The sequence below is a fragment of the Chromobacterium sp. CCUG 76385 genome, assembly GCF_059916625.1.
Genome location: NZ_JAUCGU010000001.1, coordinates 11,890 through 38,612, shown reverse-complemented (window position 1 = coordinate 38,612; position 26,723 = coordinate 11,890). Strand labels below are relative to the sequence as shown.

Annotated in this window: 25 protein-coding genes; 2 read left to right on the top strand and 23 right to left on the bottom strand. The window is 56.5% G+C overall.

Features of this window, described 5'->3' with window-relative positions; translation table 11 throughout:
* Positions 1 to 69: 69 nt before the first annotated feature.
* The gene (gene gltX, locus QUG01_RS00195; protein ID WP_500828624.1) at positions 70 to 1,458 is read right to left on the bottom strand and encodes a glutamate--tRNA ligase; all 1,389 of its coding nucleotides are present in this window, start codon (positions 1,456 to 1,458) and stop codon (positions 70 to 72) included.
* Between the two features lie 84 nt (positions 1,459 to 1,542).
* Entirely contained in the window at positions 1,543 to 2,166 is a 624-nt protein-coding gene (locus QUG01_RS00190) for a LysE family translocator (RefSeq protein WP_500828341.1), read from the bottom strand.
* A 203-nt stretch (positions 2,167 to 2,369) separates the two neighbouring features.
* On the opposite strand from QUG01_RS00190, the gene QUG01_RS00185 reads away from it, so the two are divergent.
* On the top strand, positions 2,370 to 3,785 hold the full coding sequence (locus QUG01_RS00185; protein WP_500828340.1) for an aminotransferase-like domain-containing protein: 1,416 nt from the start codon (positions 2,370 to 2,372) through the stop codon (positions 3,783 to 3,785).
* 13 nt (positions 3,786 to 3,798) lie between these two features.
* On the opposite strand, the gene QUG01_RS00180 is transcribed toward QUG01_RS00185, so the two are convergent.
* From QUG01_RS00180 to QUG01_RS00090, 19 genes are all read right to left on the bottom strand, one after another.
* Entirely contained in the window at positions 3,799 to 4,560 is a 762-nt protein-coding gene (locus QUG01_RS00180; protein WP_500828339.1) for a hypothetical protein, read from the bottom strand.
* 87 nt (positions 4,561 to 4,647) lie between these two features.
* Complete coding sequence (locus tag QUG01_RS00175; RefSeq protein ID WP_500828338.1) at positions 4,648 to 5,487, bottom strand: EAL domain-containing protein; 840 nt, start codon at positions 5,485 to 5,487, stop codon at positions 4,648 to 4,650.
* Positions 5,488 to 5,771: 284 nt separating this feature from the next.
* Positions 5,772 to 6,038, bottom strand: coding sequence for an acyl carrier protein (locus tag QUG01_RS00170; protein ID WP_500828337.1), 267 nt, complete (start codon positions 6,036 to 6,038; stop codon positions 5,772 to 5,774).
* 33 nt (positions 6,039 to 6,071) lie between these two features.
* A complete protein-coding gene (locus QUG01_RS00165; RefSeq protein WP_500828336.1) occupies positions 6,072 to 7,145 on the bottom strand; it encodes an IpaD/SipD/SspD family type III secretion system needle tip protein in 1,074 nt (357 codons plus the stop codon).
* Between the two features lie 38 nt (positions 7,146 to 7,183).
* Entirely contained in the window at positions 7,184 to 8,110 is a 927-nt protein-coding gene (locus tag QUG01_RS00160; protein ID WP_500828335.1) for an IpaC/SipC family type III secretion system effector, read from the bottom strand.
* Between the two features lie 13 nt (positions 8,111 to 8,123).
* The gene (sctE, locus tag QUG01_RS00155) at positions 8,124 to 9,836 is read right to left on the bottom strand and encodes a type III secretion system translocon subunit SseC family protein (protein ID WP_500828334.1); all 1,713 of its coding nucleotides are present in this window, start codon (positions 9,834 to 9,836) and stop codon (positions 8,124 to 8,126) included.
* A gap of 4 nt (positions 9,837 to 9,840) precedes the next feature.
* Positions 9,841 to 10,341 (bottom strand): type III secretion system translocator chaperone SicA, encoded by a 501-nt coding sequence (gene sicA, locus QUG01_RS00150; RefSeq protein WP_500828333.1) that lies wholly within the window; start codon positions 10,339 to 10,341, stop codon positions 9,841 to 9,843.
* Positions 10,342 to 10,463: 122 nt separating this feature from the next.
* A complete protein-coding gene (locus tag QUG01_RS00145; RefSeq protein ID WP_500828332.1) occupies positions 10,464 to 11,528 on the bottom strand; it encodes an EscU/YscU/HrcU family type III secretion system export apparatus switch protein in 1,065 nt (354 codons plus the stop codon).
* 1 nt (position 11,529) lies between these two features.
* The gene (sctT, locus tag QUG01_RS00140; RefSeq protein WP_500828331.1) at positions 11,530 to 12,303 is read right to left on the bottom strand and encodes a type III secretion system export apparatus subunit SctT; all 774 of its coding nucleotides are present in this window, start codon (positions 12,301 to 12,303) and stop codon (positions 11,530 to 11,532) included.
* Between the two features lie 4 nt (positions 12,304 to 12,307).
* Positions 12,308 to 12,568, bottom strand: coding sequence for an EscS/YscS/HrcS family type III secretion system export apparatus protein (locus tag QUG01_RS00135; protein ID WP_254297148.1), 261 nt, complete (start codon positions 12,566 to 12,568; stop codon positions 12,308 to 12,310).
* A 10-nt stretch (positions 12,569 to 12,578) separates the two neighbouring features.
* Positions 12,579 to 13,241: an EscR/YscR/HrcR family type III secretion system export apparatus protein gene (locus QUG01_RS00130; protein WP_500828330.1), complete on the bottom strand. Its 663-nt coding sequence runs from the start codon at positions 13,239 to 13,241 to the stop codon at positions 12,579 to 12,581.
* On the bottom strand, positions 13,231 to 14,133 hold the full coding sequence (locus QUG01_RS00125; RefSeq protein WP_500828329.1) for a YscQ/HrcQ family type III secretion apparatus protein: 903 nt from the start codon (positions 14,131 to 14,133) through the stop codon (positions 13,231 to 13,233). The genes QUG01_RS00130 and QUG01_RS00125 overlap by 11 nt, the downstream gene beginning before the upstream one ends.
* Positions 14,130 to 15,920, bottom strand: coding sequence for a SpaN/EivJ family type III secretion system needle length determinant (locus QUG01_RS00120; RefSeq protein WP_500828328.1), 1,791 nt, complete (start codon positions 15,918 to 15,920; stop codon positions 14,130 to 14,132). Before QUG01_RS00120 ends, QUG01_RS00125 begins: the two co-directional genes overlap by 4 nt.
* Complete coding sequence (locus QUG01_RS00115; protein WP_500828327.1) at positions 15,908 to 16,363, bottom strand: SpaM family type III secretion system protein; 456 nt, start codon at positions 16,361 to 16,363, stop codon at positions 15,908 to 15,910. The genes QUG01_RS00120 and QUG01_RS00115 overlap by 13 nt, the downstream gene beginning before the upstream one ends.
* Positions 16,347 to 17,636 (bottom strand): type III secretion system ATPase SctN, encoded by a 1,290-nt coding sequence (gene sctN / locus QUG01_RS00110; protein ID WP_500828326.1) that lies wholly within the window; start codon positions 17,634 to 17,636, stop codon positions 16,347 to 16,349. Before sctN ends, QUG01_RS00115 begins: the two co-directional genes overlap by 17 nt.
* A 61-nt stretch (positions 17,637 to 17,697) precedes the next feature.
* Positions 17,698 to 19,812: an EscV/YscV/HrcV family type III secretion system export apparatus protein gene (locus tag QUG01_RS00105; RefSeq protein ID WP_500828325.1), complete on the bottom strand. Its 2,115-nt coding sequence runs from the start codon at positions 19,810 to 19,812 to the stop codon at positions 17,698 to 17,700.
* A 67-nt stretch (positions 19,813 to 19,879) separates the two neighbouring features.
* Positions 19,880 to 21,022 (bottom strand): type III secretion system gatekeeper subunit SctW, encoded by a 1,143-nt coding sequence (gene sctW / locus QUG01_RS00100; RefSeq protein ID WP_500828324.1) that lies wholly within the window; start codon positions 21,020 to 21,022, stop codon positions 19,880 to 19,882.
* On the bottom strand, positions 21,012 to 22,733 hold the full coding sequence (gene sctC / locus QUG01_RS00095) for a type III secretion system outer membrane ring subunit SctC (RefSeq protein ID WP_500828323.1): 1,722 nt from the start codon (positions 22,731 to 22,733) through the stop codon (positions 21,012 to 21,014). The genes sctW and sctC overlap by 11 nt, the downstream gene beginning before the upstream one ends.
* Positions 22,730 to 23,497 carry a helix-turn-helix domain-containing protein gene (locus tag QUG01_RS00090; protein WP_500828322.1) on the bottom strand — a complete coding sequence of 256 codons (768 nt, stop codon included), beginning with the start codon at positions 23,495 to 23,497 and terminating at the stop codon, positions 22,730 to 22,732. The genes sctC and QUG01_RS00090 overlap by 4 nt, the downstream gene beginning before the upstream one ends.
* 168 nt (positions 23,498 to 23,665) lie before the next feature.
* Here QUG01_RS00090 and QUG01_RS00085 point away from each other — a divergent pair, with 168 nt between their 5' ends.
* On the top strand, positions 23,666 to 23,803 hold the full coding sequence (locus tag QUG01_RS00085; protein ID WP_500828321.1) for a hypothetical protein: 138 nt from the start codon (positions 23,666 to 23,668) through the stop codon (positions 23,801 to 23,803).
* Positions 23,804 to 23,920: 117 nt separating this feature from the next.
* Here QUG01_RS00085 and QUG01_RS00080 read toward each other — a convergent pair whose 3' ends face one another.
* Together QUG01_RS00080 and QUG01_RS00075 are read right to left on the bottom strand one after the other, a co-directional pair.
* Positions 23,921 to 24,769 carry a hypothetical protein gene (locus QUG01_RS00080; RefSeq protein ID WP_500828320.1) on the bottom strand — a complete coding sequence of 283 codons (849 nt, stop codon included), beginning with the start codon at positions 24,767 to 24,769 and terminating at the stop codon, positions 23,921 to 23,923.
* Between the two features lie 426 nt (positions 24,770 to 25,195).
* Positions 25,196 to 26,605, bottom strand: a complete 1,410-nt coding sequence (locus tag QUG01_RS00075; protein ID WP_500828319.1) for a hypothetical protein — start codon at positions 26,603 to 26,605, stop codon at positions 25,196 to 25,198.
* Positions 26,606 to 26,723 lie beyond the last annotated feature (118 nt).

The window sequence follows — 26,723 nt, the reverse complement described above, 5'->3', positions numbered from 1 at the left end:
GCACAGCCCATCCACAAACAAAACGCCCCGCGCAAGGCGGGGCATTGTGCTTCAGGCTGAAACGCCGGATCAGCCGCGGATGCGGCGCAGCACTTCTTCCTTGCCGATCAAGGCCAATACTGCGTCCACCGACGGCGTTTGCGTGGTGCCGCACACCAGCACGCGCAGCGGCATGCCCAGTTGGCCCATCTTGATGCCTTCCTCGGCGCAGAACGGCTTGAACAGCTCATGGATGGATTCGGCTGTCCAGACGTCGAGCGCCGCCAGCTTGTCGGCGAAGCGGCCCATGCGCGCCACGGCGTCGCCCGCCAGATGCTTCTCCACATCTGCGGCGGCCGGCTCACGCTTCTGGTAGAAGTAATCGGCCTCCACGGCCAAGGCGTTCAGATCCTGCACGCGATCCTTCACCAGCGCGATCACCTCGGTCAGCGCCGGGCCATTCGCGGCTTCGATGCCGGCGGCGGCCAGACGCGGGGCGATCAGCTCTGCCAGGCGGGCGTTGTCGGCGGCCTTGATGTGCTGGGCGTTCAGCCACATGAATTTTTCATGGTTGAAGCGGCTGGCGGACGGGCTCACCGCTTCCAGCGTGAACCACTCGACAAACTGCTCCATGGTGAAGAACTCGTCGTCGCCGTGGCCCCAGCCCAGGCGCGCCAGATAGTTCAGCAGCGCTTCCGGCAGGATGCCCTTGTCGGCGTAGTCCACCACGCTGACCGCGTCGCGGCGCTTGGACATCTTCTGGCCGTCTTCATTCAGGATCATCGGCAGATGGCCGTACACCGGCAGCGGCGCGTTCAGCGCCTTCAGGATGTTGATCTGGCGCGGGGTGTTGTTGACGTGGTCGTCGCCGCGGATCACGTGGGTGATCTGCATGTCCCAGTCGTCCACCACCACGCAGAAGTTATAGGTGGGGCTGCCGTCCGGGCGGGCGATGATCAGGTCGTCCAGTTCTTCATTGGAAATCTCGATGCGGCCCTTGACCGCGTCATCCCAGGCCACCACGCCGGAGAGCGGGGTCTTGAAGCGCACCACCGGCTGCACGCCCTCCGGAATCGCCGGCAGGGTCTTGCCGACTTCCGGACGCCAGCGGCGGTCGTAGCGCGGCTTTTCGCCGCGCGCCTCTTGCTCGGCGCGCATCGCTTCCAGCTCTTCCTTGCTGCAGTAGCAATGGTAGGCATGGCCGGAGGCCAGCAGCTGCTGGATCACTTCCTTGTAACGGTCGAAGCGGTGCGTCTGGTAGAACGGGCCCTCGTCGTAGTCCAAACCCACCCAGTGCATGCCGTCCAGAATCGCCTTCACCGATTCCGGGGTAGAGCGCTCCAGATCGGTGTCTTCGATGCGCAGCACGAATACGCCGTTATTCTTGCGGGCGAAGGCCCAGGAGAACAGCGCGGTGCGGACGCCGCCGATGTGCAGGTAACCGGTGGGACTGGGAGCGAAACGGGTACGGATCATGATGGCTTGGACTCTACGAAAACACTGAAAGACGGCTATTGTACGCCGCCAACAAAAAAGCCCGCAAACAGGCGGGCTTTCTCGACGTCAGATCATGTTGGGCAGCGGCTGGGCCGGCAGCATTTCCGACAGCAGCCACAAGGCCGTCAGCGCCAGCAAAGCGGCCATGGCGCAGTTGAACAGGCGCAGACGGCCCGGCGAATCCAGAAAGCGGCGGATGGCCACGCCGGAACCGGCCCATACCGCGATGCACGGCAGGCTGGTGAGGAAGGTGATCAGCACAAACAGCGCGGCGGCGCGCCACGGATTCATTTGCGCCGGCAGGAACACCATCACCATATTGAAGCCCATCAGCCAGACTTTGGGGTTCAGCCAATTGAACAGCATGCCGCCCCAGAAGCCCATGGGCCGGGCGCCGGCCTCCACGCGCTTGGCGCTGCCGGAGCGCGCCATGCCCCAGGACAACCACAAGAGGTAGCCGCAGCCGGCCAGCGCCAGGTACAGCTGCAGCGAGGCCATAGTCGCCATCACTTCACCGAGGCACACCGTCAGGATGCCGATTTGCAGCGACAGGCCCAATGTCATGCCCAGCAGCGACGGCAGCGTGCGGGAGAAACCGAAATTCACGCCGGACGAGGCCAGCACCAGATTGTTGGGGCCCGGGGTGATGGACATCACCAAAAGATAAGTGACAAGCGCAACCAGATTCATGACGACTCCTGAAACCGCGTCCGGCAAGGCGCCGGCATCCTCGGGGCAGCCCCCCGACTCAAGGCCGCCATCTTATGCCTTGCGGCTGGACAAATACAGATTCAGAAAAATAGAATTGAGACCATAACAGTTGTACAGTTGCGAAACTGTTATGGTTAATTTCGTTCGGAACTGTACTGTTTGGATTTGCAGGAGAGCAAAACATGAGCCAAGAGCCGCTATATCAGCAGCTGGTCAACGAGTGGATCACGCTGATCCAGAACGGCACGGTGCGGCCAGGCGAACGGCTGCCATCGGTGCGCAAGGCCTGCGCCATGCACAAGGTCAGCCCGTCCACCATCCTGCAAACCTACCGCACCCTGGAAGACCGCGGGCTGATAGAGGCGCGGCCGCAATCCGGCTTCTACGTCAAATCAGCCGCCACCCTGCCCTTGCCGCGCATGCGCCGCCAAAGCGCCGCCCACCACACCGGCGAGGTGGTGGACCAGATCGAGGCAGTGATGGGCGCGCAGAACCAGGCGGATTTCATCGATCTGTCACTGGCCAGCCCGCGCGGCAGCGATTTCTACCCCACCACCCGCTTCAAGCACATCATGGGCCGGCTGCTGCGCCAGCAGCCGGAACTGACCACCGACTACCCGTTTCCGCCCGGCTCGGAACGGCTGCGGCGGCAGATCGCCCAGCGCGCGGTCAGCTGGGGCTGCGTGCTGGCGGCGGATGATCTGGTGATCAGCAATGGCTGCACCGAAGCGCTGCAACTGGCGCTCAGGGCCACCTGCAAGCCCGGCGATACGGTAGGCGTGGAATCGCCCACCTACTTCGCCCTGCTGCCCATGCTGAAAGACCTGGGCCTCTCCGTGATCGAAATCCCCACCCATCCCACCAGCGGGCTGGCGCTGGACGCGCTGGAGCTGCTGCTGTCGGAAAAGCGGCTCAACGCCGTCGTGGCCATGCCCACCGTGCACAACCCGCTGGGCAGCACCATGCCGCCGGAAGCCAAGCAGCGGCTGGCGCAGCTGGTCAACGATTACCAGGTGCCGCTGATCGAGGACGTGCCGCACGCCGATTTGTTTTACGGCGCCGCGACGCCAAACGCGGTCAAGGCCTACGACCGCGACGGCTGGGTGCTGCTGTGCGCCAGCTACAGCAAGACGCTGGCGCCGGGCTTCCGCATCGGCTGGATCGCGCCCGGCCGCTTTCTCAGCGAGGTGCGGCGGCTGAAATTCTCCAGCAGCCTGGGCCAGCCGGCGCTGCTGGAAGAGACGCTGGCCGAGTATCTGGAAAGCGGCGGCTACGATCACCACCTGCGGCTGATCCGCCGCCACTTCATCAGCCAGATGGAGAAGCTGCGCGGCGCGGTGGCCCAGCACTTCCCGGCCGGCACCCGCGCCACCCTGCCCTCCGGCGGCTGCCTGCTGTGGGTGGAGCTGCCCAGCCACGCCGACACCATGCAGCTGTTCCGCGCCGCGCTGGCCGAACGCATCACCGTGGTGCCGGGGGCGATGTACTCGGCCAAGGGCCGCTACCGCAACTGCCTGCGCCTATCCTGCTGTTACCCGTGGAACGACGCCTATCAGCGGGCGCTGATCCGAGTGGGAGAGTTGGCGGCGGCTTCCTGAGCCGCCGAGGCGATCAATCATCGTTGGCGGCGGCAGCCTTGCGGCGCGGAGGGGAAGCGGGGATAAGGCTGGCGTTCAGGGCCGCGATGTCCATGAACTCGTGCAACATATCCAGGCTGCGCGTGGTGGCTTCTTGCTTCACCAGGATGTTTTTCTCCAGCATCGACAAGGTTTCGCGGATCGCCGCCAAGATCTCGCCCTTGCCGCGCAGGCTCTTGTCCTGCTCCACCTCTTCCAGCTTATGGAAGAGATGCTGCACGATCATCCGCGGCGAGCCGTCCCGCTCTTGCTCTGCTTGCTGTTCGTATGATTTCAACAAATCATCGATCTCGCGGGCGATGATCTGGACTTGCGGCTCCGGCTTCACCTGCTTGCGCTCCCAGTGCGACACCGCCACCTTCCTGCGGCCGAACAGCTGGGCAAAGGAATCCTGGTTTATCGACAAGCGCAGGCGCAATGTCGGCATATCCACCTGGCCGAACGGAAAACGCTCGGGATGCGCCGCATACCAGCGCACCAGATTGGCGATGGCCCCATCCACCGGCTTGTCGGCATTTTTCTTGACGATAGTAGACCAGCGGCCGTGAGTTTGAATGCCCAGCGCCGCCAGCGCCTGCGCCACCGTGGCGCCGAAATACTCTTTGAACACGTCCAAATCGCTGCCGACGATAGGCCGCTCATCCGGGAAAGTCAGCACCGCCGGCAAGCCCGCCTGCCACGCGCCGCGCGCCATGGTTTCCTGCGCGCCGCCAAAAAGGGAATGTTGTTCCGCCATTTCTACCCCGATAACGATTATGCGGCTTATCGCCACAGAATCGTCGGAGTATACCCCAGGCCAGCCATGCGCAGCTTCATGCCGCGCTCATTGCTGGGGGCCATCGTCCAGCAAAGCCTGAAAGGCTTTGCTGGAAACGCCGGGCGAAAACAGAAAGCCCTGCCAGCTATCGGCGCCCATGTCCTGGATCGCCGCCAATTGTTCGGCGGTTTCCACACCCTCGCACACGCTTTCCATGCCCAGCTCGCCTATCATGCGGATCAAATTGCGCATAAGGGCGTGATCACGTTCAGAAACCATTATCTGCCGGGTCAAGCTGCCATCGATCTTGATCCGCGTCGCCGGCATGCGCCGCAAGTACTCCATCACCGAAAAACGGGTGCCGAAATCATCAATGGCGATGCCCAAGCCCATGTCGCGCAATCGCGCGGCGACTTTCGCCATCAAGTCGATATCCAGATGCCTGTATGACTCCGTGATCTCCAACTCCACCCACTCGGGAGCGACCTCCACCTCCTCCAACAAAGCCGCCACCCTGCTCGGCAAACTTGCCGTCATCTGCCTTCCAGAGAGGTTGATCGCCAAGCGAAAACCGCTCTCAAGCGAAACCGCCTGCCGCCAACGCGACAACTCTCGCAAGCCCGCCGACATGCTCCAACCGCCTAATTCGACGATAAAACCATTCTCCTCGGCCTGTGGAATGAAGTCGGCAGGACTAATCGCTCGTCCTGCCACACTGCTGTTCCAACGCATCAAGGCCTCGGCGCCGACGATCCTCAAGCTCCGGCAACATAACTGTGGCTGATAGCACATCCGGAACTCGCCATTGCCCAACGCTTGGGAAAAGGCAAAATTAGTTATCCAAGACAGCGACCTGTCAAATTGCTCATATGCATCCACATGACCACCGGTCACCAATTCAGGCATGCTACTCACTCCCTCCTTACAGTTATTGCTGCCAAATCCAAACCCTCCCAAACTCCCATTAAGAAAACCAAGCCAAATTCAAAAACAAAATGCATTACTCTCAGCCAGTCAAATTTCAATCAACTCTTTGACCACCCCAAATCATTACCGCATAACTTAAACATGCCAACACCTTGGTGATTTTGAAATATCTCAACTCAGCATAGAAAACGTCCAGATATCCTCGCCACCTGGGCAGAAAATTGCTTTTTAGGAAAACCATAAAAAAATGATCAACATTCGAATCAGACCAGTTGCTTCCCATCCGCGGCCAGGCATTTAAGCACTACCGCGCACACATCTTCAACAGTCTGCATACGAGAAACATCAACAGCGCTAATTTGAATTTTAAAAGCATCATTCAGTCGCAACACCATATCCAGCAACTCCATAGAGTCTGCATACAACTCATCGACCAATCTGACCTGGGGCAGCAGCTGCTCTGCCCTCACATCAAAAGCCACTCGCAGCACTTCAACAACTCTTTTCTCAATCCCATTTTGCCAAACCATACAAGCCCTCAATCCAATTCACACTTACCAATACTAAACCTGTAAAAATAACTTCTCCGTTTCCAGGCAAGCGGTAATGGTTGAACTCAACACTTTTACCAAGTTGTCAAAAATAGAATTTGCATTGCTGTACTTCTGAGTTAACGCCTGCATGGTGCTCTTCAACTCCTCAGCTTGCGAATCAAATCCAGCCTTCCATGCTTGAAACTTGGCGCTATTCATATCTTTAGGCAAGCCTCCCAAACTCTTTTTCATATTTTCAAGAGGTGTCACATCTATATATAGCTCAGGACTCTTTAGAGAAATCCCACCGCGAGGAAGAGAAGTATCTTTATACCCCGTCAACTCATAGAACCATTCCTTTGCCGCTTCACTCGCACTCTTCGTGACCTTTTTATCACTATCTTCTCTGTCTTTCACTTTATACAAAAGCAGTTCATTACTCTTAATAAGAGAATCCAGCGCCCCCCCCAAGGCCCCTGTATCCAATGTAATCTTGTCTCCGTTATCGCCACTGGTCGCAGTAACCCAATCTCCCATCTTCGCCAAAACTTTATCGCTAAAATTCGTATAGAAATTTACATACCTTGATACAATCTCCTGATATGCCTGCAAATAAGCCACGTTAACGCTATTAATGCCAAATGCCAATTGATCCCACAAATAAAAATCGCTGCCTTTATCTCGCAACAAAGTCCCGCCCTCCGCTTTGGCCATGAGAGACCTAGCAAAAGGAGTAGAGGAATGCACAATCGTGCTTAAGCTATCAAGCTGAGCGCTTACAACTGCACTTGGAATATTCGGCCTCAATGCTCTCAGACTTTTAACTGCTCCCTGTAATTGATGTTGATTTAACTGCATATCACTCAGTAAATTACTATCCACTTCACCAGAGGAAACGACTCCATCCTCGATCAACGGCAGTGACTCTCTCACACGATTCGCTCGCAACTCAATGTCATGCAATAGCTTACTTCTCCCCTCTTCGACTGTCGAAAATTGCCCATTACTCTCATCGACCAATTTGACTTGGTTTGGATTTAACCAATTAGAAGCCGTATGCAGGCCAGATTGAAATGGCACTAATTGACTTTGAAAATCAAGCATCATCGCTCCCAAGATTAATAAAATACAACCCAAGTGGGTTATGCATAGCGCTGTCCCGCCAACGTCGACATAACGCCATTATTTGATTCAAAAAATTTATCTATCGTGGAAAAAATTCCATCGATCATTTGCAAATCTTTCCCACTATTTTCACTCTCAGCTTGAGCCTGTGCTTGCGCTATTTGGGACTCCGCTTGATGTAAAATTGAATCCGCTTCAGCCATTGAAGCTGGAACGTGAAAGATCGCCCCCACAGCCTGCCCCGAAGACATGGCAATGGCAGTAAAAAAGGCGCCTTTATTTTTTAATAACTCCGCTTCTTTAGCAGGATCATTTTTTGGTGCCGTAGCAGGATTACCAGCATTGCTCTCTGACTTAACAGGAACGATAGAAGGATTCTTACCATATTGGCGTGTGGGATTCACTGGCACAGCAAAAGGAATATTCTCTAAACCCTTACTTAGGGTGCTAGTTTGCACAGCATCAACACCCACATTTTTTGACAACGCACTCTCTTGTAAATTTATCCCCTTTCTTGTGCTGTTAAACCCATGAAAGGCAAGCCCCAAAGAAAGAACCCCACCGGCCATGCCAACACCAAACTCCATCCATCCTTTACGGACAATATCTTCAGCCTGCGCCTGGCTTAGCTTAAAGCTGAATTCAATCATTTTTCCTTGCAACTTCTTATGATCTTGATAAACCTTCAAAAAATCCTGCCAAAGGATGGATAGCATATGCGCCGCCCCCCCTGACAAATTACCAATATCCAAATCGCCAGCATCCTGCTGGCTAAGCTTTGGAGATTTGAGTTTGCCATCTTTACCATCCTTACCTGGCAAGCCCAAGAAAACACAGCCAAAATAATCCACCCGCGGCGCAAGAATTAGGTGCTTTTCATCATCGCTGTTTTCTGGAATATATATCGGGCCACTAGATCTATTGATCGCATTAGCATCAGTCATACACACCTCCCAATTAAAGTTTCATCTGACCAAGAATAGCCACACCCGTTGAATAGTTTGTCTCTATCAACCTGGAATTTAAATTAGCCATTCTCTCTTCCACCTTGAAGTCTTTCGAAATACGCTCCACCACCTGACTCATTAATTGACTCAACAACTCCATCTCGGAGCGCAACAAGGTAATCACTGCCAAGTCCTGCTCTTTCAACATATCTGTCACACCCTTTGCGATTGAAAATCCTGCATCAACGCCACCAACCACAAATTGCGCTCGATTTGCATACTTCTCCCCCTGCAACACCGCCTTATCAAAACCATCCGTCCCTTGCTTATGCCCTGTAAAAAATTCTCTTAACTTTGTAACCGAGTTAGAAACTTTCTGACCTGCTTTCCCCGTGACATTCTCTAAAGCTCTCTCCATAAACTTAGCAGCCTCCTTGATCATCACACTTATCATAGAGCCTTCCATTTTACTTGCCAAAGCTTGCCCTCCCGCTTTGGCAAGCACCATCATTGCAGCAACAGCAATTATCGCCAATATAGTTCCAACCACATTCCCAATAATTTCTGCTGTCTTTTTATCAACACCCAAAGCCATTAAAGATGATGTAATCGCCTTTCCTATCAAATCAGCCAATGGCTTTATCAACTTATCATACAGATAGCTAACTGCCTCACCCAGAAATGACTTTCCGGTTGCAGCCTTTACCACTTCATCCACAACCATTAAGCCCAAACCAATTACAGCCAACGCCAAACTGGCTCCGCCTGTAAAAACCGCCCCGACAACTGCCACCGCAGCAAGAAGATAGCCAAATATTTTCCCCAAGCACCCCAAAGCCTTGGACGTATTTTCTTTCTCCTCAAGATCACTCGCTTTTTTATCCATCTCCTTAATGCGTGCCTCTTGAATTTGCTTGAATATCTCCAGATCGGTCCCTAAACTTTTCACGCCATCCTCGCCCAGCCTTTTGGTCATCTCTGCAATGATTTTAACCATAATACCAAGATTATTCAGATTTCTCGTCTGTGAATCTCTATAATCAGACCAATTACCATCTTTTGTAACCACCTTATGCGACAAATCCTGAGTGCTTTTCATCTGCCTGCTCATTTCCGCATAGGCATTGGCTTGCTCAGTTCCAGAGTTTTTACTTTTATCTTTTGCCGCATTCCACTCCCTTTCCGCCTTATCTTTATCATCCTTTAATTTTCCATAATTCGAAGCACTCGGCTCTGCCTTCTTTAATTCATCACTCGCCTTATCGAATGTAGCCTTCTTATCCGACTCATCTTTCAAATCAGCCTGATACGCTGCATCTTTCTTTTTAAAATCCGCGATAGCGGCTTCTGAATCAGCTACCGCCTTGTTAAATTTCATCGACAGTTTATCACTTGCATCTTTCTCGCTCTTCATTAATGCACGCCAATTCGCAACCATCTGCTCCAGCTCTTCAACAGTCACTTTGCCTAGCAAGCTTATAGCTGTCATCACATAGCCGACAAAAAAACCATCCTTACCTATCATGCTTTGCGCAGCATCGGAAGGGGAAGGTATTTTAGGAAGCGCATCATTTACAACAGGAGCAGCACCCAGCCTTAAATCCCCTTTATCTAGCCGAGAAAAAACCTTGGCAACTTTTTCTTCCGACCACCGGACCATACTCGAGACAGTATTACCTAAAGGATCAAAAGCCTGGAACCCGCCATTCACTTTCTCTACCATTTATCTAGTCCTCTTCGCCAACATCACTAACATCAGCACCCTCGACTTCAGCTAACGCGTCCAGATATACTTTAGTTTTCTCAATCAAAGACTCGTCAGTACTGAACTCTTGGACAACTTCGAAGCATTGCTTTGCCTTGACTGCCTTCCTCATGCTCAACTGACATTGGCCTATATAAAATATGGCTGCATAATTACTTTTCCCTTGCGCAAAAGCAAGCGCATATAGATCAGATGCTTTTTTATACTGCTTCTTCAAGTGAAATACAGCAGCCAAACCCATAATATAATCTGCATTATAAAAATCATAAATACATAGGAAATGAAAAAAAGCCTCTGCCTCCTCTAAGCGGCCGCTATGGTAAAAGTGATAGGCATAGGCATATATGCCATCCATCATCTCTTGAGACACGCCGTGCATGTCTTTTAAGGTAGCGCCTTCATTAATCGCATCCCAAATCTGCTGGGATAACCTATCACTACTCGTCTCATCCAAAGTCTGCATAACATTACCCTCACTATTAATCAGCACTCCAGACGGGGCCCAACACTGAAATTTACTAAAAATTTTCAATGGGTCTATTTGGCCTGGAATTTCGGAAAAAAACATTCAAGAAACGCTCATTTTCAGCCCGGTGGCTCATCCTCAATGGGATACTCAGCCACAACAGCAGCCTCAACCTGTTCCAGCCACACCAGCAGCCGCAAGACCGCGTCGATTTCCTTAAGGCTGATGAAGGAGTAACGCCTGTGCGTGGCGTAAATCCGCCGCGCCAGTGGAATGTCCTGCACCACAGGCACGCCCACTTTCTCGGCGTAGGCGCGCACCGCCAACGCGCGCTGGTTGGTTTCCAGCACCGACACCAGCGGAATAGGCGACAAATCCGGGCGGAAATAAATGCCGACGGCGATGTGCGTGGGGTTGGCGACGATCAGCCGCGAATTGGACACGTCTGACTTCACCTGTTCGGACAGGATTTCCATATGCACTTCGCGGCGGCGCGACTTCACTTCCGGATTGCCGTCCTGCTCTTTCATTTCCCGTTTCACCTCCTCCTTTTCCATCTTCATGTCCTTCATGAACAAGAAGTATTCGGCCAGGGTATCCAGCACCACGATCAGCGCGATGCAGCCCAAACAGGTCAGCACCAGCGACAGCAATAGCTCCCGCCAGACGGTCGCCAGATTGGCCGGCGTGCCGTAAAGCTGGGCAAACAGCAGCACCTTGTGCTTGTTCCACACCACCATGCCGGCCACGATGAAACTGGCCAGATACAGCAAGGCTTTCACCACCTCCTTGACTGTCCGCAGGCTGAACAGCCGCTTGAAGCCTTCCACCGGGTTCAAGGCTTCCCAATTCAGCTTCAAGGCTTCGGTGGCCAGCACAAAGCCGCTGAAAAGCAAGGAGGGCAAGGCCGAAGCCAGGATGCACACCAGCAGCACCGGCAGCATCAACTTGGCGCTGAGCCACAACACAGCCAGCGCATAGCCATGGATTTCGAGCTGAAAACGATGGGCGACCGCTTGGCGGAACAAACCCATCACCTCGACCAGCGAGCCGAAGGACACCAGGCAGGCCACGCCGGCCAGCGTCATGCAGCAGATAATCAGGTCGCGCCCTTTAAAGGACTGACCTTTTTTGGCGGAATCGCGCAGCCGCTTATGGGTGGGTTGTTCGGTTTTTTCAGCCATGTCAGCTCGGCGCGGGCAACCAGACGTTCAAGGCGGCGGGATGAATGGATAGCAGAGCCACCTCGCGCGACAGCACGGGCTCGAAATACAGCAGCAGGATGATCAGCGCGACCAGGCTCTTCACCGTCATCGCGACGGAAAACGCATTGAGTTGTTGGGCGAAGCGCGACAGCAAGCCCAAAGTCATTTCGGTCAGCAATAAGGCGGCGATCATGGGGCTGGCCAACACCACGGCCTTGCCGATGAGCCGCCCCGCCACGCCCAACACCGGCTGCAAAGCGGGCATGCCGGCGGACAAGGGATCGCACAAGCGGTAGCTTTGCGCGAACATCTCCAACATCAACGCCATGCCGCCGCCTTGCAGATAAATCACCGCCGAAAACAAGTTGAACAGATTGGCCAGCTCGGAAGTATCCACCCCTGTAGCGGGGTCCACGCTGCTGCTGAAGGTGGCGCCGCGCTGGTTGTCGATGACGCTGCCCAGCACATGAAATACCCAAAACGGCCAGGCCAACAGCACCCCCAGCAGCAGGCCTATCATGGTTTCGCGCAGCAACAACAATGGGAAAGGCGGCATATCGACAGGCAATTCGATTCCGGCCGCATGCGGCCACAGGCCCTGCGCCACCAACATGCCGATTGCGCCGCGGGCCACGCCGGTCAACACATTGCTGTTCAAAAACGGCAAGATGAAGAACACCGGCCCCACGCGGGCAAAGCCCAGCGCCGCCGTCGCCGCCCAGCCATGGATGTCGAAATACAATCCCGCGGCCATGCGGCTATCCCTTGCGCAGCGCCAGCCGCATCGCCTCGTGCGCGAAGCCCAGCAACGTTTCGCCATACCAGCCCGACAATAAAAACAAGCACAGGCTGACGCCGACCAGTTTGATGCCGAAAGGCAGGGTTTGCTCCTGCAGCTGGGTAATCGTCTGAAACAGGCCGATCAGCAAGCCGATGACAGTCGCCACCACGACAGGACCTGCCGACATCAGCAGCACCAGGTACAAAGCCCGGTTGCTGGCGAAAACCAAGTCATTCATTTCTCGCCCCTTAAGCCGGCACATCCAGATACTGTTGCACCAAGCCCTTGGACAGCAGTGTCCAGCCATCCAGCGCCACGAACAGCACCAGCTTGACCGGCACCGAGATCGTGACCGGGCTCATCATCATCATGCCCAAGGCCAGCAACACGCTGGAAATCACCAGATCCACCACCACAAAGGGCAGATACAGATAAAAGCCGATCTTGAACGCGCCCTTGATTTCACTGAGCGCGTAAGCCGGCAACAGCGCGAATATCGATGCCGGCTCATTGGAAGCGGCGGCGGCGGCGGGTTCCGCGCCCAAGCGCTGGGCCTGCGCTTTTTCAAAAAAACGGACCAATTCCGGCTCGGCGTACTTTTGCAAATACGAGCGGTAGCCTTCCATGCCGTTTTGCACAAAATCGCTTATCGAATCGATGCTGGCGAAGCTGACATGCTCGTCCTTGTAGTACTCATAAGATTGCTGTGCAATAGGCATCATAACGAACATTGAAAGCATCAAGGCGATGCCATTGAGCGTCATGTTGGAAGGCACTTGCTGCAGGCCCATCGCGTTGCGCACCATCACGAACACAATGGAGAACTTGATATAACAGGTGCCGGAGGCGATCAAAAAAGGCAGCAGCGTGGCGAACGCCATCAAGGCGATCAGTGAAATATCATTCGACATCGTCGGCGCTCCCCAGCCATTGCTCCAGCTCCACGCCCATGCGGCCATCCAGCTGCACCAGCTCGCCCCGGCCCAGCAGGGCGCCATTGGCCCTCACCTCCACCCGGCGCTGCGCCTCTGCCTCCAGCGGCAACACGCTGCCTTGGCATAAGGATTGCAGTTCCTCCAGCGTCATCTGACTGCGCTGCAAAACAAATTCCACCCGCACCGGCAGGCGCTGAAAATCGGATACTGCTTGTTCCTCGTCTTGCGCCATGTCCTCTTGCTGCCACGTCATCGTGATTCCCTCATCCAATTGTTGAAAACGCCCCACCACCTGGCCATGGCACGCGACCACGGCGCTTGCGTCCTGGATCAGCAGGCAGTCCCCCGCCGCCACGCTGCGCAACAGGCCGAGCGACACCCGGCTATGGCCCAACACAAAACTCAAGGGGAAAGGCAAGCGCCGCAGGCAGGCGTCCCAAGCGGCAGAGGCCTGCTGCGGCGCTTCAACGCGGTCCAGCCATAGTTCGCCCAGCGGCGTCTCCACTCTCAGCATGTCGCCAGCCGGCAAGGCATCTCCCGCCACCGCAGCCCCCACCCGCAGCCGCCGGCAAACCAGCTCCGGCATCGGCCACTCCTGAGGCTCTGCGCTGGCCGCGATCAGCTCGGCCAGCCATCCTTCCGACGCCGCGCCGCTAGCCAGACCGGCCAGTTGCGGCGACAAGCGCCGCAGGCAATCGCGATGCTCCAGCCAGCCATGCCAACGGCGCTGCTCATCGCCCAGCGGCAACCATCTTCCGGCGCGGGAGGGGCGCGCCAGCGCCGTCTCAAGCCCCATCCCGCTCCAGCGCTCAGCCATCGCCGCCAAGTGGATCGCCTGGCTATTCACTCGCCGCAAACGCAACATCATTCATCCTCTTCGGTTTCGCCCTGCGGCGGCGCATCGCGCCGGCCCTCCCCATCGCCCGGCAGCAGCCGCCATTGCTGAGGATTACCGGACGCCCATTGTTCGCTCAAGCGTTGCGACACCAGGCTATCGGAAGGCTGCAACTGCAGTTGCCAGCCAGAAGGGCCGGTTTCCGCTGTGATCTTGACCGCATGCGCCTCCCCCCAGCTTTGAAAGCGAAAATTCATGCCTGATGGCGACTTTTCCGGCTCCACAGCCGCCTGGCGGCTCTGCGGCGGCGTCTTCTTCGCGGCCGGCGCATGAGACTCTTCGGATTGGTTCCCTCGCGACAGCGAAGGCCGCGGCATCCAAACGCCTGCCTCAGCCCCGCTAAGCTCATACTCAAACGCGAGCCCACTTTTTCGAGATGGAGGGTGCGCGGCCTTGGGTATATCCGCACCGCGCGTTTCTGGAATGAGGCTTACCTCTCGCGCAAGCATTTTCAGGTTCGGCGCTACCAGCTCGCCGGATAGATTCAATGCCGCGACTTGCAAAGCCCCAGCTTCACCCGGCAAAGCGGGGGACGCTGACGCGGCCGCGTTCGAAGCAAACGCAATAGCATCCACCGCCGCGGCTTCCCGCACGGCAGCCGTAGCGGACGCGACATGGTCAGTCGGCAATGCGCCCGGCAGACTCGCTTCTGGCTGGTTCTCAGCTTTGACAGCCAAGGCTGAGCCAAGCGCGGCACCCGCTACCGCGCCGTGGGCTGGCGAGTTGGCTGGAATAGCGGCCTGCTGCGCGACGGCCTCCATGCTCTGCTTGCTGTGTCGCTGGCCATCCCTCACGGCATGTTTTTCTGCCGAGGTGAGATCCATGCCGTCAGAAATGCCTGCAGCTCTCTCTGTCTTCGCTATCGTTTCATCGTGTTTTTGCCATTCCACCCCGCTGACCGCGCCGATCTTTTCCGGCGGCAAGCCTGCCGCCTTCCGCCCCTCCAGCGGCGCAACCGCCGCGCGATCATGCGGCGATCCAATCGGTTTCACGGCATTTGCTCGAAGATGCAGCAAATCCGGTTGCGGTTGCGGTTGCGCGGAGCGATGATGCTGCGGCGGCTTGCCGACTGCCATCGCAGAGATCGAATCTGGATTCGGCCGGGCCGCCCCCTTCGTTTCGCCCTTATCGGCGCCAAGCGGACGCGCCAGCAGATCGGCAGGCAAAGCTGGCGGCAAAGAGACAGCAAACCTGTCAATAGGCTCCTCTTGTCTGGATGGCTTAGCGCTAGCGATCCTCGCCGGGTCTCTCATCGCCCCTTGGACGCCCGCTTTCACAGCCAGGGCCTGGCCCGGCGTGGCCGCAGCCGCCACGATGCCCGGAACACGCAAGGCCGGCTCATCCGTGCGCGTCGCGCTGTCGGCCGCGGCAGGCGAAAGTTCGCGGCCATGGACAAGAACGGGCTCAGCAGAGGCCGTCATTCCTATTGCTGGCGCCATCGGCAACTGGATTGCCGCGACGGGATTGCCCGCGCGAGTTCCCGCCTCCGGCAAAGCGTCGAAAACACTGGCCGACGAGACCGCCTCCGCCGGCCCCGCCGACATGGAAAACGATTCCGCCGCGAGCGGGGCATCGGCCAAGCGGTCTGTCGGCGGCGCATACGCCAGCCAGGCGCACGCCTCTTCAGCTTCGGCATCCAAGCGTTTCTTGCTTCGCTCCACTTTCAGCTTGGCGATGCGCTCGAGTGAAACCACGCCGCCGGCATCCTCGCCAAGCGACGCCGCCCGCCCCAGCGCCGCGCCCGGCATCACGATCCCCATTTTGTCCTCTCTTCCGATTCGCTCTCTTCTCGACTCAGCATTTCCAGCCGCCGCAGCCTGCGCTGCGTCCTGGCCCAACGCTGGTACTTATCTTCTTTGCGCAGCCAACTCTTGCGCAGCGTGGTTTGCGTGTCCTGCTCTTGCTTCACTTCGCCGCGCGCTTCGCGCAAGCGGTCCATCTGAAAATCCAGGTCTTGCATGCGATGGCGCAAAACAGCTTGGGTCCGCTGCCAGGCGAACAACTCGTCCCGCGCCATCACCTCGCCGTCCGGCCGCTGCGCCAGCAACAGTTGGCGCATGCCGTCTTGCTGCGTTTTCATCGCTGCAATTTCCCGCTCCAAGTCGGCATCGCGCCGCGCCAATTGCGCCAAGGCCTGTTCGCAGCGCGATTGCGCCAGTTCGCAGCGGCGCAGCAACGCGCCTATCTTAGGCAACAAGCTCATGCATGCCCCGCAGCGTGAGCGGGAACGGCGAGTGCTGATCCATGGGCTGGCGCAGCCATAGCCGCAGCGCGTCCCGCGCCTTCATCGCCTTATCGTTGTCGGCGTTTTCGCCGGCCCGGTACTCGCCCAGGTCGATAAAGACTTGCAGCTCCTCCAGCCGCGCCATCAATCCCCGCACCGCCGATGCCGCTTGCTGATGCGCCCGCTCCGTCACTTGCCCCGCCACCCGGCTGGTGCTCTTGAGCGCGTCTATGGCCGGGTAATGCCCCTGCCCGGCCAGCTTGCGGCTCAAATAAATGTGGCCGTCCAGAATCGAACGGATTTCATCCGCCAGCGGGTCCGGCTCGTCGTCGCTTTCCAGCAGCACGGTATAAAAAGCGGTGATGCTGCCCTGGCTCATCGTGCCGGGCCGCTCCAGCAGCCTCGGCAGGCTGTCGAACACCGACGCCGGATAGCCGCGCCGCGCCGGCGGTTCCCCCGCCGCCAGCGCCACATCGCGCAGGGCGCGGGCGTAGCGCGTCATGGAATCGACAAACAGCACCACTTGCTTGCCTTGCTCTCGGAAATGCTCGGCCACCGTGGTGGCCAACAAAGCAGCGTTGCAACGATCCACCGAGGAATAATCCGACGTGGCGTACACCAGCACGCAGCGCTCGCGCTTGTGCGACTGCCGCAAGGCCTCGACAAACTCGGTCACTTCGCGGCCGCGCTCGCCCACAAGTCCGATCACGAACACATCCGCCTCGGTCTGTTCGATCAACATATGCATCAGCATGGTCTTGCCACAGCCAGCCGAAGCGAAAATGCCCACCCGCTGGCCAATGCCGCAAGTCAGCAAACCATCTATCACTCGCACGCCGGTCAACAGCGGCTGGCGTATGCCCACCCGTTGCGAATACGGCGGTGGATCGACATCGATGCCGCGACGGCCGCCGGCCAAACCGGTGGATTCGCAAAAACGTTCGACGATCTGGCCGGTGGGATCGATCACCGCGCCCAGCGCGTCGTCGCCTATCCAGGCCGACAAGGCGCCGCCAGTGGGTTGCAGCACCGCCTCGCGCGAGAGGCCGCGGGCATTTCCGATCAGACTCAGCACCGCGCGCGAGCCATGAAAGCCCACCACTTGGGCGCGAGCCACCACCTCGCTGTCTTGCCAGCTGCGGCGGATTTCGCACAGCTCGCCTATCGCCACATCGGGCAGCAGCGCTTCGATGATGGGGCCGGACAAGCGCAAGGGATATGCCAGCCTGCGCAACAGGCGCGGCGGCTTCATCGCGGGCTCCCATCGAGCTTGCGGCTATTCCAATTGCTTACCTTCATGCCTGCCCTCCCGCTCAAATGGTCTTGATCACATTGACCGACACACTGTCGGCGATCTCGCCGAAGGACACCACTTCCAGGTCGTGGAAGCGGGTTTCGACTAATTTCTTGATAAAGCGGCGCACATCCACCGAGGCCAGCAGCACCATGTCCTTATTGGACAAACCCAGGCTGCCCAGCCCGGCGCCGAACAGATCCATCAGCTCCTCCGAGGTGGAAGGATCAAGATTGAGAAAGGCCCCCGCCGAGGTCTGCCGCACGCCCTTGCGCACCACGTCCTCCACCTCGGCCGACACCATCACCGCCCGCAGCTCATTGTCCTGGGCGAATTTGTGGCAGATGTAGCGGGCCATGGCGCCGCGCACATGCTCGACCAGATTGATCACGTCCTTCTCGCGCGGCGCCCACAATGCCAGCGCCTCCATAATCAGCTTCATATTGCGCACCGATATCCGCTCGGTCAGCAGCCTTTGCAGCACCTCGGCGATGCGCTGCACCGTGGCGTGGCGCAGCACTTCCTTGAGCAAGTCCGGATAGCGGCTTTCCAGCTGATCCAGCATGTGCTTGGTTTCCTGCACCCCGAAGTATTCGTTGACATGGCGCGATAGCCTGGCGGCCAGGCATTGATAGAACTCGTCCAGCGCGGTCCGCAACTGATAGCCCAGCTTGGCCAGCTTGTCTCGGTCGGATGGTTTCACCCAGGCGCTCTGGCCTTCTTGTTGACGCTCGAACACTGGCTTGACCCCCAAAGCCTCCAGTTCGTCCGAATAGTTGATGACTTTGAGCAGATCGAAATGCACGACGAACTCTTCTGCGCGCACCTCGTTGATCAGCAGCATCACACGGTTGTCCGCGACGTTAGGCGAGTCGCGCAGCATCATCTCCGGCAAACGCACGCCGTAATCGATGAAGAACTGGCTGCGCAGCCGCTCGGCCAGCTTCAAGCTCTCCAGCTCCGCGTGCCGCGATGGCGCGACCAACAAAATCAGCGGGATGGTTTCGGTCGCCACTTGATCCAAGTTTTCGATCAAGCGCAAGGAGCCGGCCTTATCTTCCGCGCCGGCAGCGCCGGCTGGCGCGGACGACGCGGCGGACTTGCCCGCTTTGCCCGGCTTGGGCGCTCGCTCCTGTCGGCTGGCGCCGCCGCCCTGCTGCGCCTGGGCCGGCTGATCATTGCGCCGCCGGTAGTAAAACAGGCCGCCCAACGCGGCAGCCAGGATCAAGAAGACCAACAAAGGAAAGCCCGGCAGCATGCCCACCGCCAGCGCAATCACCGCCGTCACCACCAGCACAAAGCGGTTGCCCAGCAACTGGACGATGATGTTGCGGCCCATATTGTCGCTGTCGCCATTGACGCGGGTGACGATGAAGCCGGCGCTGATGGCGATCAACAATGCGGGAATCTGCGCCACCAGGCCGTCGCCTATGGTCAGCATGGTATAGGTGGACAAGGCGTTGGACAGGGTCATGCCGTGCTGGGACACACCCACCGCGATGCCGCCGACAAAGTTGACGAAGATCACGATGATGCCGGCGATGGCGTCGCCCTTGATGAACTTCATCGCGCCATCGAACGAGCCATACAGCTGGCTTTCGCGTTCCAGCACGCTGCGCCGCTCGCGCGCCGCGTCGGCGTCGATGATGCCGGCGCGCAGGTCGGCGTCGATGCTCATCTGCTTGCCGGGCATGCCGTCCAGCGAAAAACGCGCCGCCACTTCCGCCACCCGTTCCGAACCCTTGGTGATGACGATGAACTGCACCACGGTAACGATGGAAAACACCACGAAACCCACCGCCAGATTGTCGCCGATGACGAACTGGCCGAAGGTAGCGATGATCTCCCCGGCATCCGCCTCGATCAGAATCAAGCGGCTGGTGCTGATGGACAAGGCCAGGCGGAACAGCGTGGTGATCAGCAGCACCGAAGGAAAGGTGGAAAAACTGAGGATGCGGTCGATGTAGAACGAGCCCATGAAAACCAGCACCGCCAACACGATATTGAGGCCGATCAGGAAGTCCACCAAATAGGTGGGCAAGGGGATGATCAACATCGAGATGATCATCACCATCAGCGCCAGAATCAGCAACTCCGGCCGCGCCCGCGCGCCGCTCAACAAAGAATTCAACACCGTTCATCCATCCAGAAAATACAGACGCGCGCGCCTGACAAAACATGCAAACCCAAGGGCCGCGGCATCATTGCTCTCTACGCCGCTCGATCTGCTCGTGCCGATAAGCGATATGGGCCAGATAGCGAAACTCCTCCAGCAAGGCTTCCTGCCATTCCTCATCTGGAAACAGCCTGGGCGGCAGCGTCTTGCACGCCTGATATAAGGCTTGCAACAAGGCGGAACGATCGGCATGGCGGCTCAGCAACGCGGTGTCGCCTACGGTTTCGGCCAACAGGCCATCCAGCTCTTGCGGCGTTTGCAGCAAAGACAGCATCAACAGCAGCCAGTCGGCCTCGCTGGGGTTGAAACGGCAAACCAACGGGTTGGCCAACAAGCGTCGGACAAACAGCAAATCCGCCGAGCGCAGCAGCTTGAGCTGAGTCAGCCTGCCCAGCAGATTGCCGAATTCCAGCCGCGAGCAGCTGGGGTCCAGAGAGTCGATATCCGCCAGCAGCGCGCCCTCCACAAAATCCAGCACGGCGCGGCGATGCTGGAAGCCATAGCTCGCCACCCAGTCTTGATAGATCTCCGACTCCGAGCCCTCGCTTTGCAAAAACTGTCTGTAGCTTGCCCGCAGCAGGCTGGGGCTCATTTCCAGCGCCGCGCCGAACAGCCTCGCCTTGAGCGCGCTGTTGATGCCCGCCTTCAAAGCCTGCGGGTCCGCTTCGGCCTCGGCCTGCTTCAGCGCTTCGCGCAGCCGCTTGCGGGCAGCCTCGTCCAGTTGCTTGCGCCGCGCCAGTTGGCGCAGCACCAACACCAAATCGCTATCGTCGGGAAACTGCCGGCGCGCCTGGTTTAGCAGTTCCTCCGCCGAAGCGTCGGGCGACCGCGCGACAAGCAAAATGCCATCCGCTTTGGATTCAACATCCTCCTCCAGCACCCGCTCGAAGCTATCCGCCAGGCTGCTGCGCTTCTTGTCGTAATCTCGCCGGTTGCGAAACTGGGCCAGCATGGCCGCCATGCCATTGGCCGATTTCGCCGCGCGTTGCTGCAAAGCGCCCGGACTGGCCGCTTCCGCCTGCTCGGCCTCGTTCAATTCAGCTTGGGCTTGTTGGGACTCGTCCTGATGCACAGGCGCTTGGCGCGCTTCGCGCTTAGCGTCCAGCTGCGCTTGCTGTCTGGCGGTGCGCAAAGCCGAATGGCTAAGCGTCCTGCCGCTAATGTCCACCGGTCCAGCTCCCGCGCCGTTCCAGGTAATCGCGCACTTTCTGCTGCAAGGGATCAACGTCCAGCCCGCTTTGGCTGGCCAGGCCGGCTGTCATCTCCGCCGCGTCCGGCTTGAGCGGCTCGGTGATTTCGCGCGGCTGGATCAAGAACACGCGCACGGTATTGGAAAGATTCTGCCGTTGATAACGGAACAGCTTTCCCACTAGAGGCGCGTCGCCCAGCAGCGGAATCCGGGTCTGGGCATCGCTGCTGGAATCGCGGGTAAAGCCGCCTATCAGCAAGCTTTTGCCCTGCGGCATCCGCGCCACCGTGCTGATGCGGGTGCGCCCCACTTCCGGCGTGGAGGCGTCCTTATTGCCCTGGCTATAGTCTGGGGCGCGAGCCTCGCGGCCATCTTCGATATTCAGCGCCATTTCAATTTGGCCGTCGGCGGAAAAACGCGGCAATACGCTCACCATCGTGCCATAGGTGACATGCTGCAAATCGACGCTGCGCTCTCCTTCCAGCTTGGTGTAGAAGGTGCGGTTATTGTCGAAGATGGCTGGCACGTTTTCCTGGGTTAGCAGCACCGGGCGTGACACCACATTAGCCTTGTTCTTTTGCGACAGGGCCATTACCGAGGCGAGGAAACGGGTGCCATCCAGGGTGCTGAACGAACCCGCGCTGTTGAGCGTTACGCCCAGGCGGCCGCCCAGGGAAACCTGCCCGCGCCAATCCACACCCAGCTGGTCCAGATCATCCTTCTCCATATCGATGATCCACAAAGACAGCTCGACGTGGCGCTTGGCCACATCCAGCGCGGCCACCAGCTTCTCGATAAAGCGCACCTGCTCGGCCGTGCCCTTGACCAGCAGGCTGTTGGTGTCGGGATAGGCGATCACCTTGATATCGCTGGCGGCTGCGGCACGGGCGAACGGGTCAAGCGTTTCCGCCGGGAGGCTTGACTTGGGCTTGGCATCGCCCGGCCGGGGCAAAGGCGGCAAACCGGCAGGCACGGGCATGGGCAGATTGGCCAGCGCCTCCGCGGCCGGCTTGGCAGGCGCGGCCTCCGTCGCGGCAAGCGGCTTGCTCTCGCCCTGCAGCAATTTTTCTATCACCGTGGCCATGCCGGGAATGACGACTTTCTGATCGCGCATCTCATAGCTGCGGTCGCCGACAAAGGTGTTGTTGAGCCGGATCACGCCTATCTTCTGCCGCCCCAGATCCATGCCCTCGCTCTGCTGATCCATGAAACTGGCGGCATTGCTGACCAAATCCACATAGACCGGCGGCCCGGAGAGATAAAAGGTGCCGCTGCGATTATCGCCACGCAGCGGATAGCGTTTGTCGTACAAACCGGATTTGCGCAAAAAGTCGTTCAGCGTGGCCAGAGGCACATTGCGCAACAGCACCACCGAGTTGCGCATTTCGCCGGCGTCGTAAACATAAATGGACTGGCTATCCCCATACCAGATCAAACCCAATTGCAGCGTCATTTTTTCCAGCAAGGCCTGGGGATTGCCCAGATCGAACTCTCCGCTGACCTGCTTGCGCGCCGCGCGCGAACTGAGGATGACCGGTTTTTTGAGCCTGGAAGAGATGGCGTCGAACACCGAGCGCAAGCTATCTTGCCGCGCGACATAGCCCGAGCCGCGCCCCTCGCTCTCCGCCGCGCAAAACTGCGGCAAACACAAGCCTGCCAATAACAGAGCGATGGCCACTGCCTTGCTCATTTCGCCGCCAGCTGAATCAGATTGGACAAGCCGCGCGGAGAGATGCCCATCAAGTCCTTTACCTCTTTGGAAAAGTGGGCCGGCGAAGCATAGCCGTGCTTGAGCGCGAGCTGGGTCAGGCTTTCCTCGCCGCCCACCACGTCCAGCATGCAGCGCGCCGCGCGCCAATCGCGCAACGACGCCTTGGCGGCATTGCCCAGCGCATGGCGGCACAAACGGCGGAAATGCGAAGTCGACACCCCATAGCGATCGCCCAAACTCTGCAACTTGTCGCCGCGGGCCGAGTGCGACAATAAAAACCGCACCAGCCAATAGCTCTCATTGCGCCTAAGCTGGGCCAACAGAGGCGCGACGGTTTGCTCCGGCGCAAATAGCTGCGCCAAGAACCAATACTCCAAACGCCGCCGGTCGGACCAGATGGATAAATCCTCCAGAAACAAACGCTCGCAGCGCGCTTCCGGATTCACCGTCGGCAAGGCCCGCGCCTCGTCGATAAAGGCCAGCAATTTGGCCAGGATCTCCAGTTGAACCGCGTGAAAACTCAAACTGCCCGTTGCCACCAACACGCGGGCATGCTCCAACAACAGCAGCCCCTGCCAGCCAGGAGGCAACTGCCATTGCGCCTTGCCGCAAGCGCCGGACAACCTCAACTCCGCACCCGGCTGGGCTAGCGGCAGCAATAGCCAAGCAGCCTGGCCGGACACCTCGCGGCGGCAGGCCGTTTCTATCGTTTGCATCGGGTGAAGCATATGGTTGTCTGTCATCGCGCCTGTCCTGGCTGCGGCAAATGCCGGGATGACAGCAGTGTGGGGGAGGAAGGAGAAGGAATCCTGATGGGAATATGATGAGCATCGCAAAAACTAGGCAAGGTCTGAACAAGCCCCTGCCCTTCCCGCATACTCACTCCACCTCAGCCTATCCAGGACGCCGCTATGTGCCAGCAGCTGACCTTCATCAGCCTGGCGCTCGCTGCCCAAAAGAAATGCGCCCGCGGCAAAATCCTTCCGGCCAAGATCGATCAATTCATACCCTGGACGCAGCGGCGAGAAGCTGTCATTGATCCGTTTTAGAATTGAATGGCCGCGGGCTGTAGATCTGTATCCAACACGGAGTGGCGCAACAATGCCCATCTGCGTTGGAAAGCATGCTCACCATTGCGGATGCATTCACCTTTCTCAGCGCATCCGTCAGGGATCCAAACGGTGTTGAAATTGCTTGAGTAAAATATCACGCCTCGCAGCGTCTTGAGCATTTCGATCTGCGTTACTAGCATCGGAATCGACAGCAGCCATCGCCTGATGATCTTCATTAACCAAATCATTAGCTATATTTTGGAGTTGATCAAAACTAAATACCCCATTTTGGGGCGAATTATTTATCCACCACCGTGGTCGAGAAAGCAGATCTTCTGGATCAGGCAAATCAGGTAGACTCCGCAGAGCAACTTGAGCCGCCGAACCCTCGGAAAATGGTAGCACCTCCGAATTCATGGAAAGCGGCGGAGGCGGCAGAGGCGTCGGAGGCGGTACGTCTAAATCGCGCACAGAGAATTTTTTAATACCATCCTTAATCAATCTATTGATATTATTATCACTCGTCTCATCATGCAACATCGAACCAGCCATCAGCAATAATTTAAAGAACTCGCTTGATTCATTACTCACATAACCCGACTTCCCCGAAACACAGCCAATAGCTTCCTGGGCACAAGATCTAATATCCCTAGCAAGCGCATAATTCCCCAAATCTGGCTTACTCATCAACGCAACCAGAGCATCTCGCGCATAATTACCTGCCCCTCTTTCTGTCAACGCAATGTTCATTAGCATTTCAAGACTACTCCTATTCCCCCTTTCAGTACTGGTCACCAAACCATCCAAATAATTATTAATTGATGAGTTTCTTTTCAACAATCCGTCTGGTCCATGTGTAACTTTAGTATCAAGCGGCGCACCATCAGCAATCGCATCAAAAACATCACATCTCTCCTTCCCCCCCCAAAAAAAAGACACCATCCTGTCAATTGCACCCGTCATACTCAACCACCTCAATAATAAATGCGCCAAGTTATCACACCAACCACCCAAAGCATGCACTGATAAAATAGCCAACTTCCCAAGTGCCTATCCGCTCAAACGAAGTATCAACAAGGCAAAGCGCCATCACTGAAGTGGCCTTACTCATGTCAAACATTTGACTTCGTAAATTTAGCCCTAGCAGACTGTTTAAAAAAAATTTCAGAACAGAAAATCATTGAATAAATACCACTCACAATGGTGTTTTGCCTAAAATTTAATCTATTTTAGCTTATTTTTTGTTCGAAATAGACATTTCGGCAATTTTTCCATCATCAAAAATAGTTTTTTCAACACCCTGCTAGTATTAGGATACGCAAGCCATTGCTTATCGAGCATGCATCATTACAATTTCAGAACGCAGAGGCCCTGATATTCAGAAGAGAATCAATTAGGGTTGCGCATAAATACAGTGCCATCTGGCCGGTTACTATTTCCTCCCAATTCTTTATCCGCCCTCAATATAATACGCTCGACAACACAAGCTGCCGTATTCGGAATATCACTCTCTTTAATATACTCGCGCGATACAAATTCTTTCATCAAGTCTTCCAAGGTCATGTTTTTACCTTCAAATTTCAGCTCAGTATTTTTTTCCCTTTCATAAATATGCTCCAGTGTTTTAACTCGAGAATTTTTACCCCCATTAGTCGCATCATAATTACCCATCAAGTTTTTTTTATAGATCTGCGCATCTCTTAATACGGCATTTACATCGTCTTCCGTAAGATTTAAAATTTGCCCCATGAGCATATCCTCGCCACCCGCAATCATGTAGGCAGGATAGATGCCATCATTTCCCACTATACTGCTGTGCCGAACACCTGTTTTGATAGAAACAAATTGCTGGGCTGGTGAGTTAAATTTTCTTATCTCTTCACTATCCGGTTCAGACCTTACAACCGTCCCACCTCGCGCAGCACTTATTTCTTCTATGGAAAATCTAGTTGGCTCGCCCACCCCATATGCTACAATGGGTTTCGCTTTACCAAACCGAGCGTGCATTTCTTCCACACTCGTCTTAACTTTTTCCAAAGCAGGATTTGTATTCTTGGTTAGGACAACATCCTGATCTATCATCATAAATCTCTCTGGTTGATACTCCAAAGAGTCCGCAAAAGTAGTGGCGGCTACTCGAGCAGGACCAAATCCGGCTAGCTCACCCCCATCCCATCCAACTAGTGATAGATTTTTGAATTTCTCTAGCTCGTCGCCCAGCACGTTCTTATAATTATCATACTCATCCTTATGCACCATCAGATAAACCGGCTCACCTCCATTATATCCTGGATGCCACACAACCTTACTATCTAGGCTTTCTATAAACTGTTTGCCTGTTTCACGAATAGCCTCCCGATTGAGTTCTGTCTTTATTTTTCCTGCCGCCCCACCGCTAATCACAATGGCAGGCACAGTTTTAGGGCTTGCCCCCTTTACTTGTATAGTATTACTCCGCCTAAATGACAACCAACTATCGCTTTCCTTCCCACCACTCGCCAACTCTTTGCATACAGCAATACGATCTTCCCAAACACCTCGCATGCTGCCCTGCGCTTGGGGACGCTGACCTTTAGGAACAGTTACTGGGGAATATTTACATTGCAACCTTGTTTCAGGATTTATCCACTGAGGGTTTAATTTCACCTCAATAGGCTCTCCCCTTCCACGGCTAGTCGGATCAATAGAACTTGACTTCAAAGCCAAAATCTTTTCCGCAAAAGAAAAATTTTCCTTCGTAGACCCAAGAGATGACCTTAAGTCTGGGCACGACAAACTTCTACGCAGTGGATTCACCATCGAATAACTCCTTTAACAAACCACTCCAATTAATCAACATAGGTAATTGATTGAAAAATTTCACTGCGGCATCCATTAAAAATGCAAGTACTAACGCGGTAAAGTTTCACAAATCATC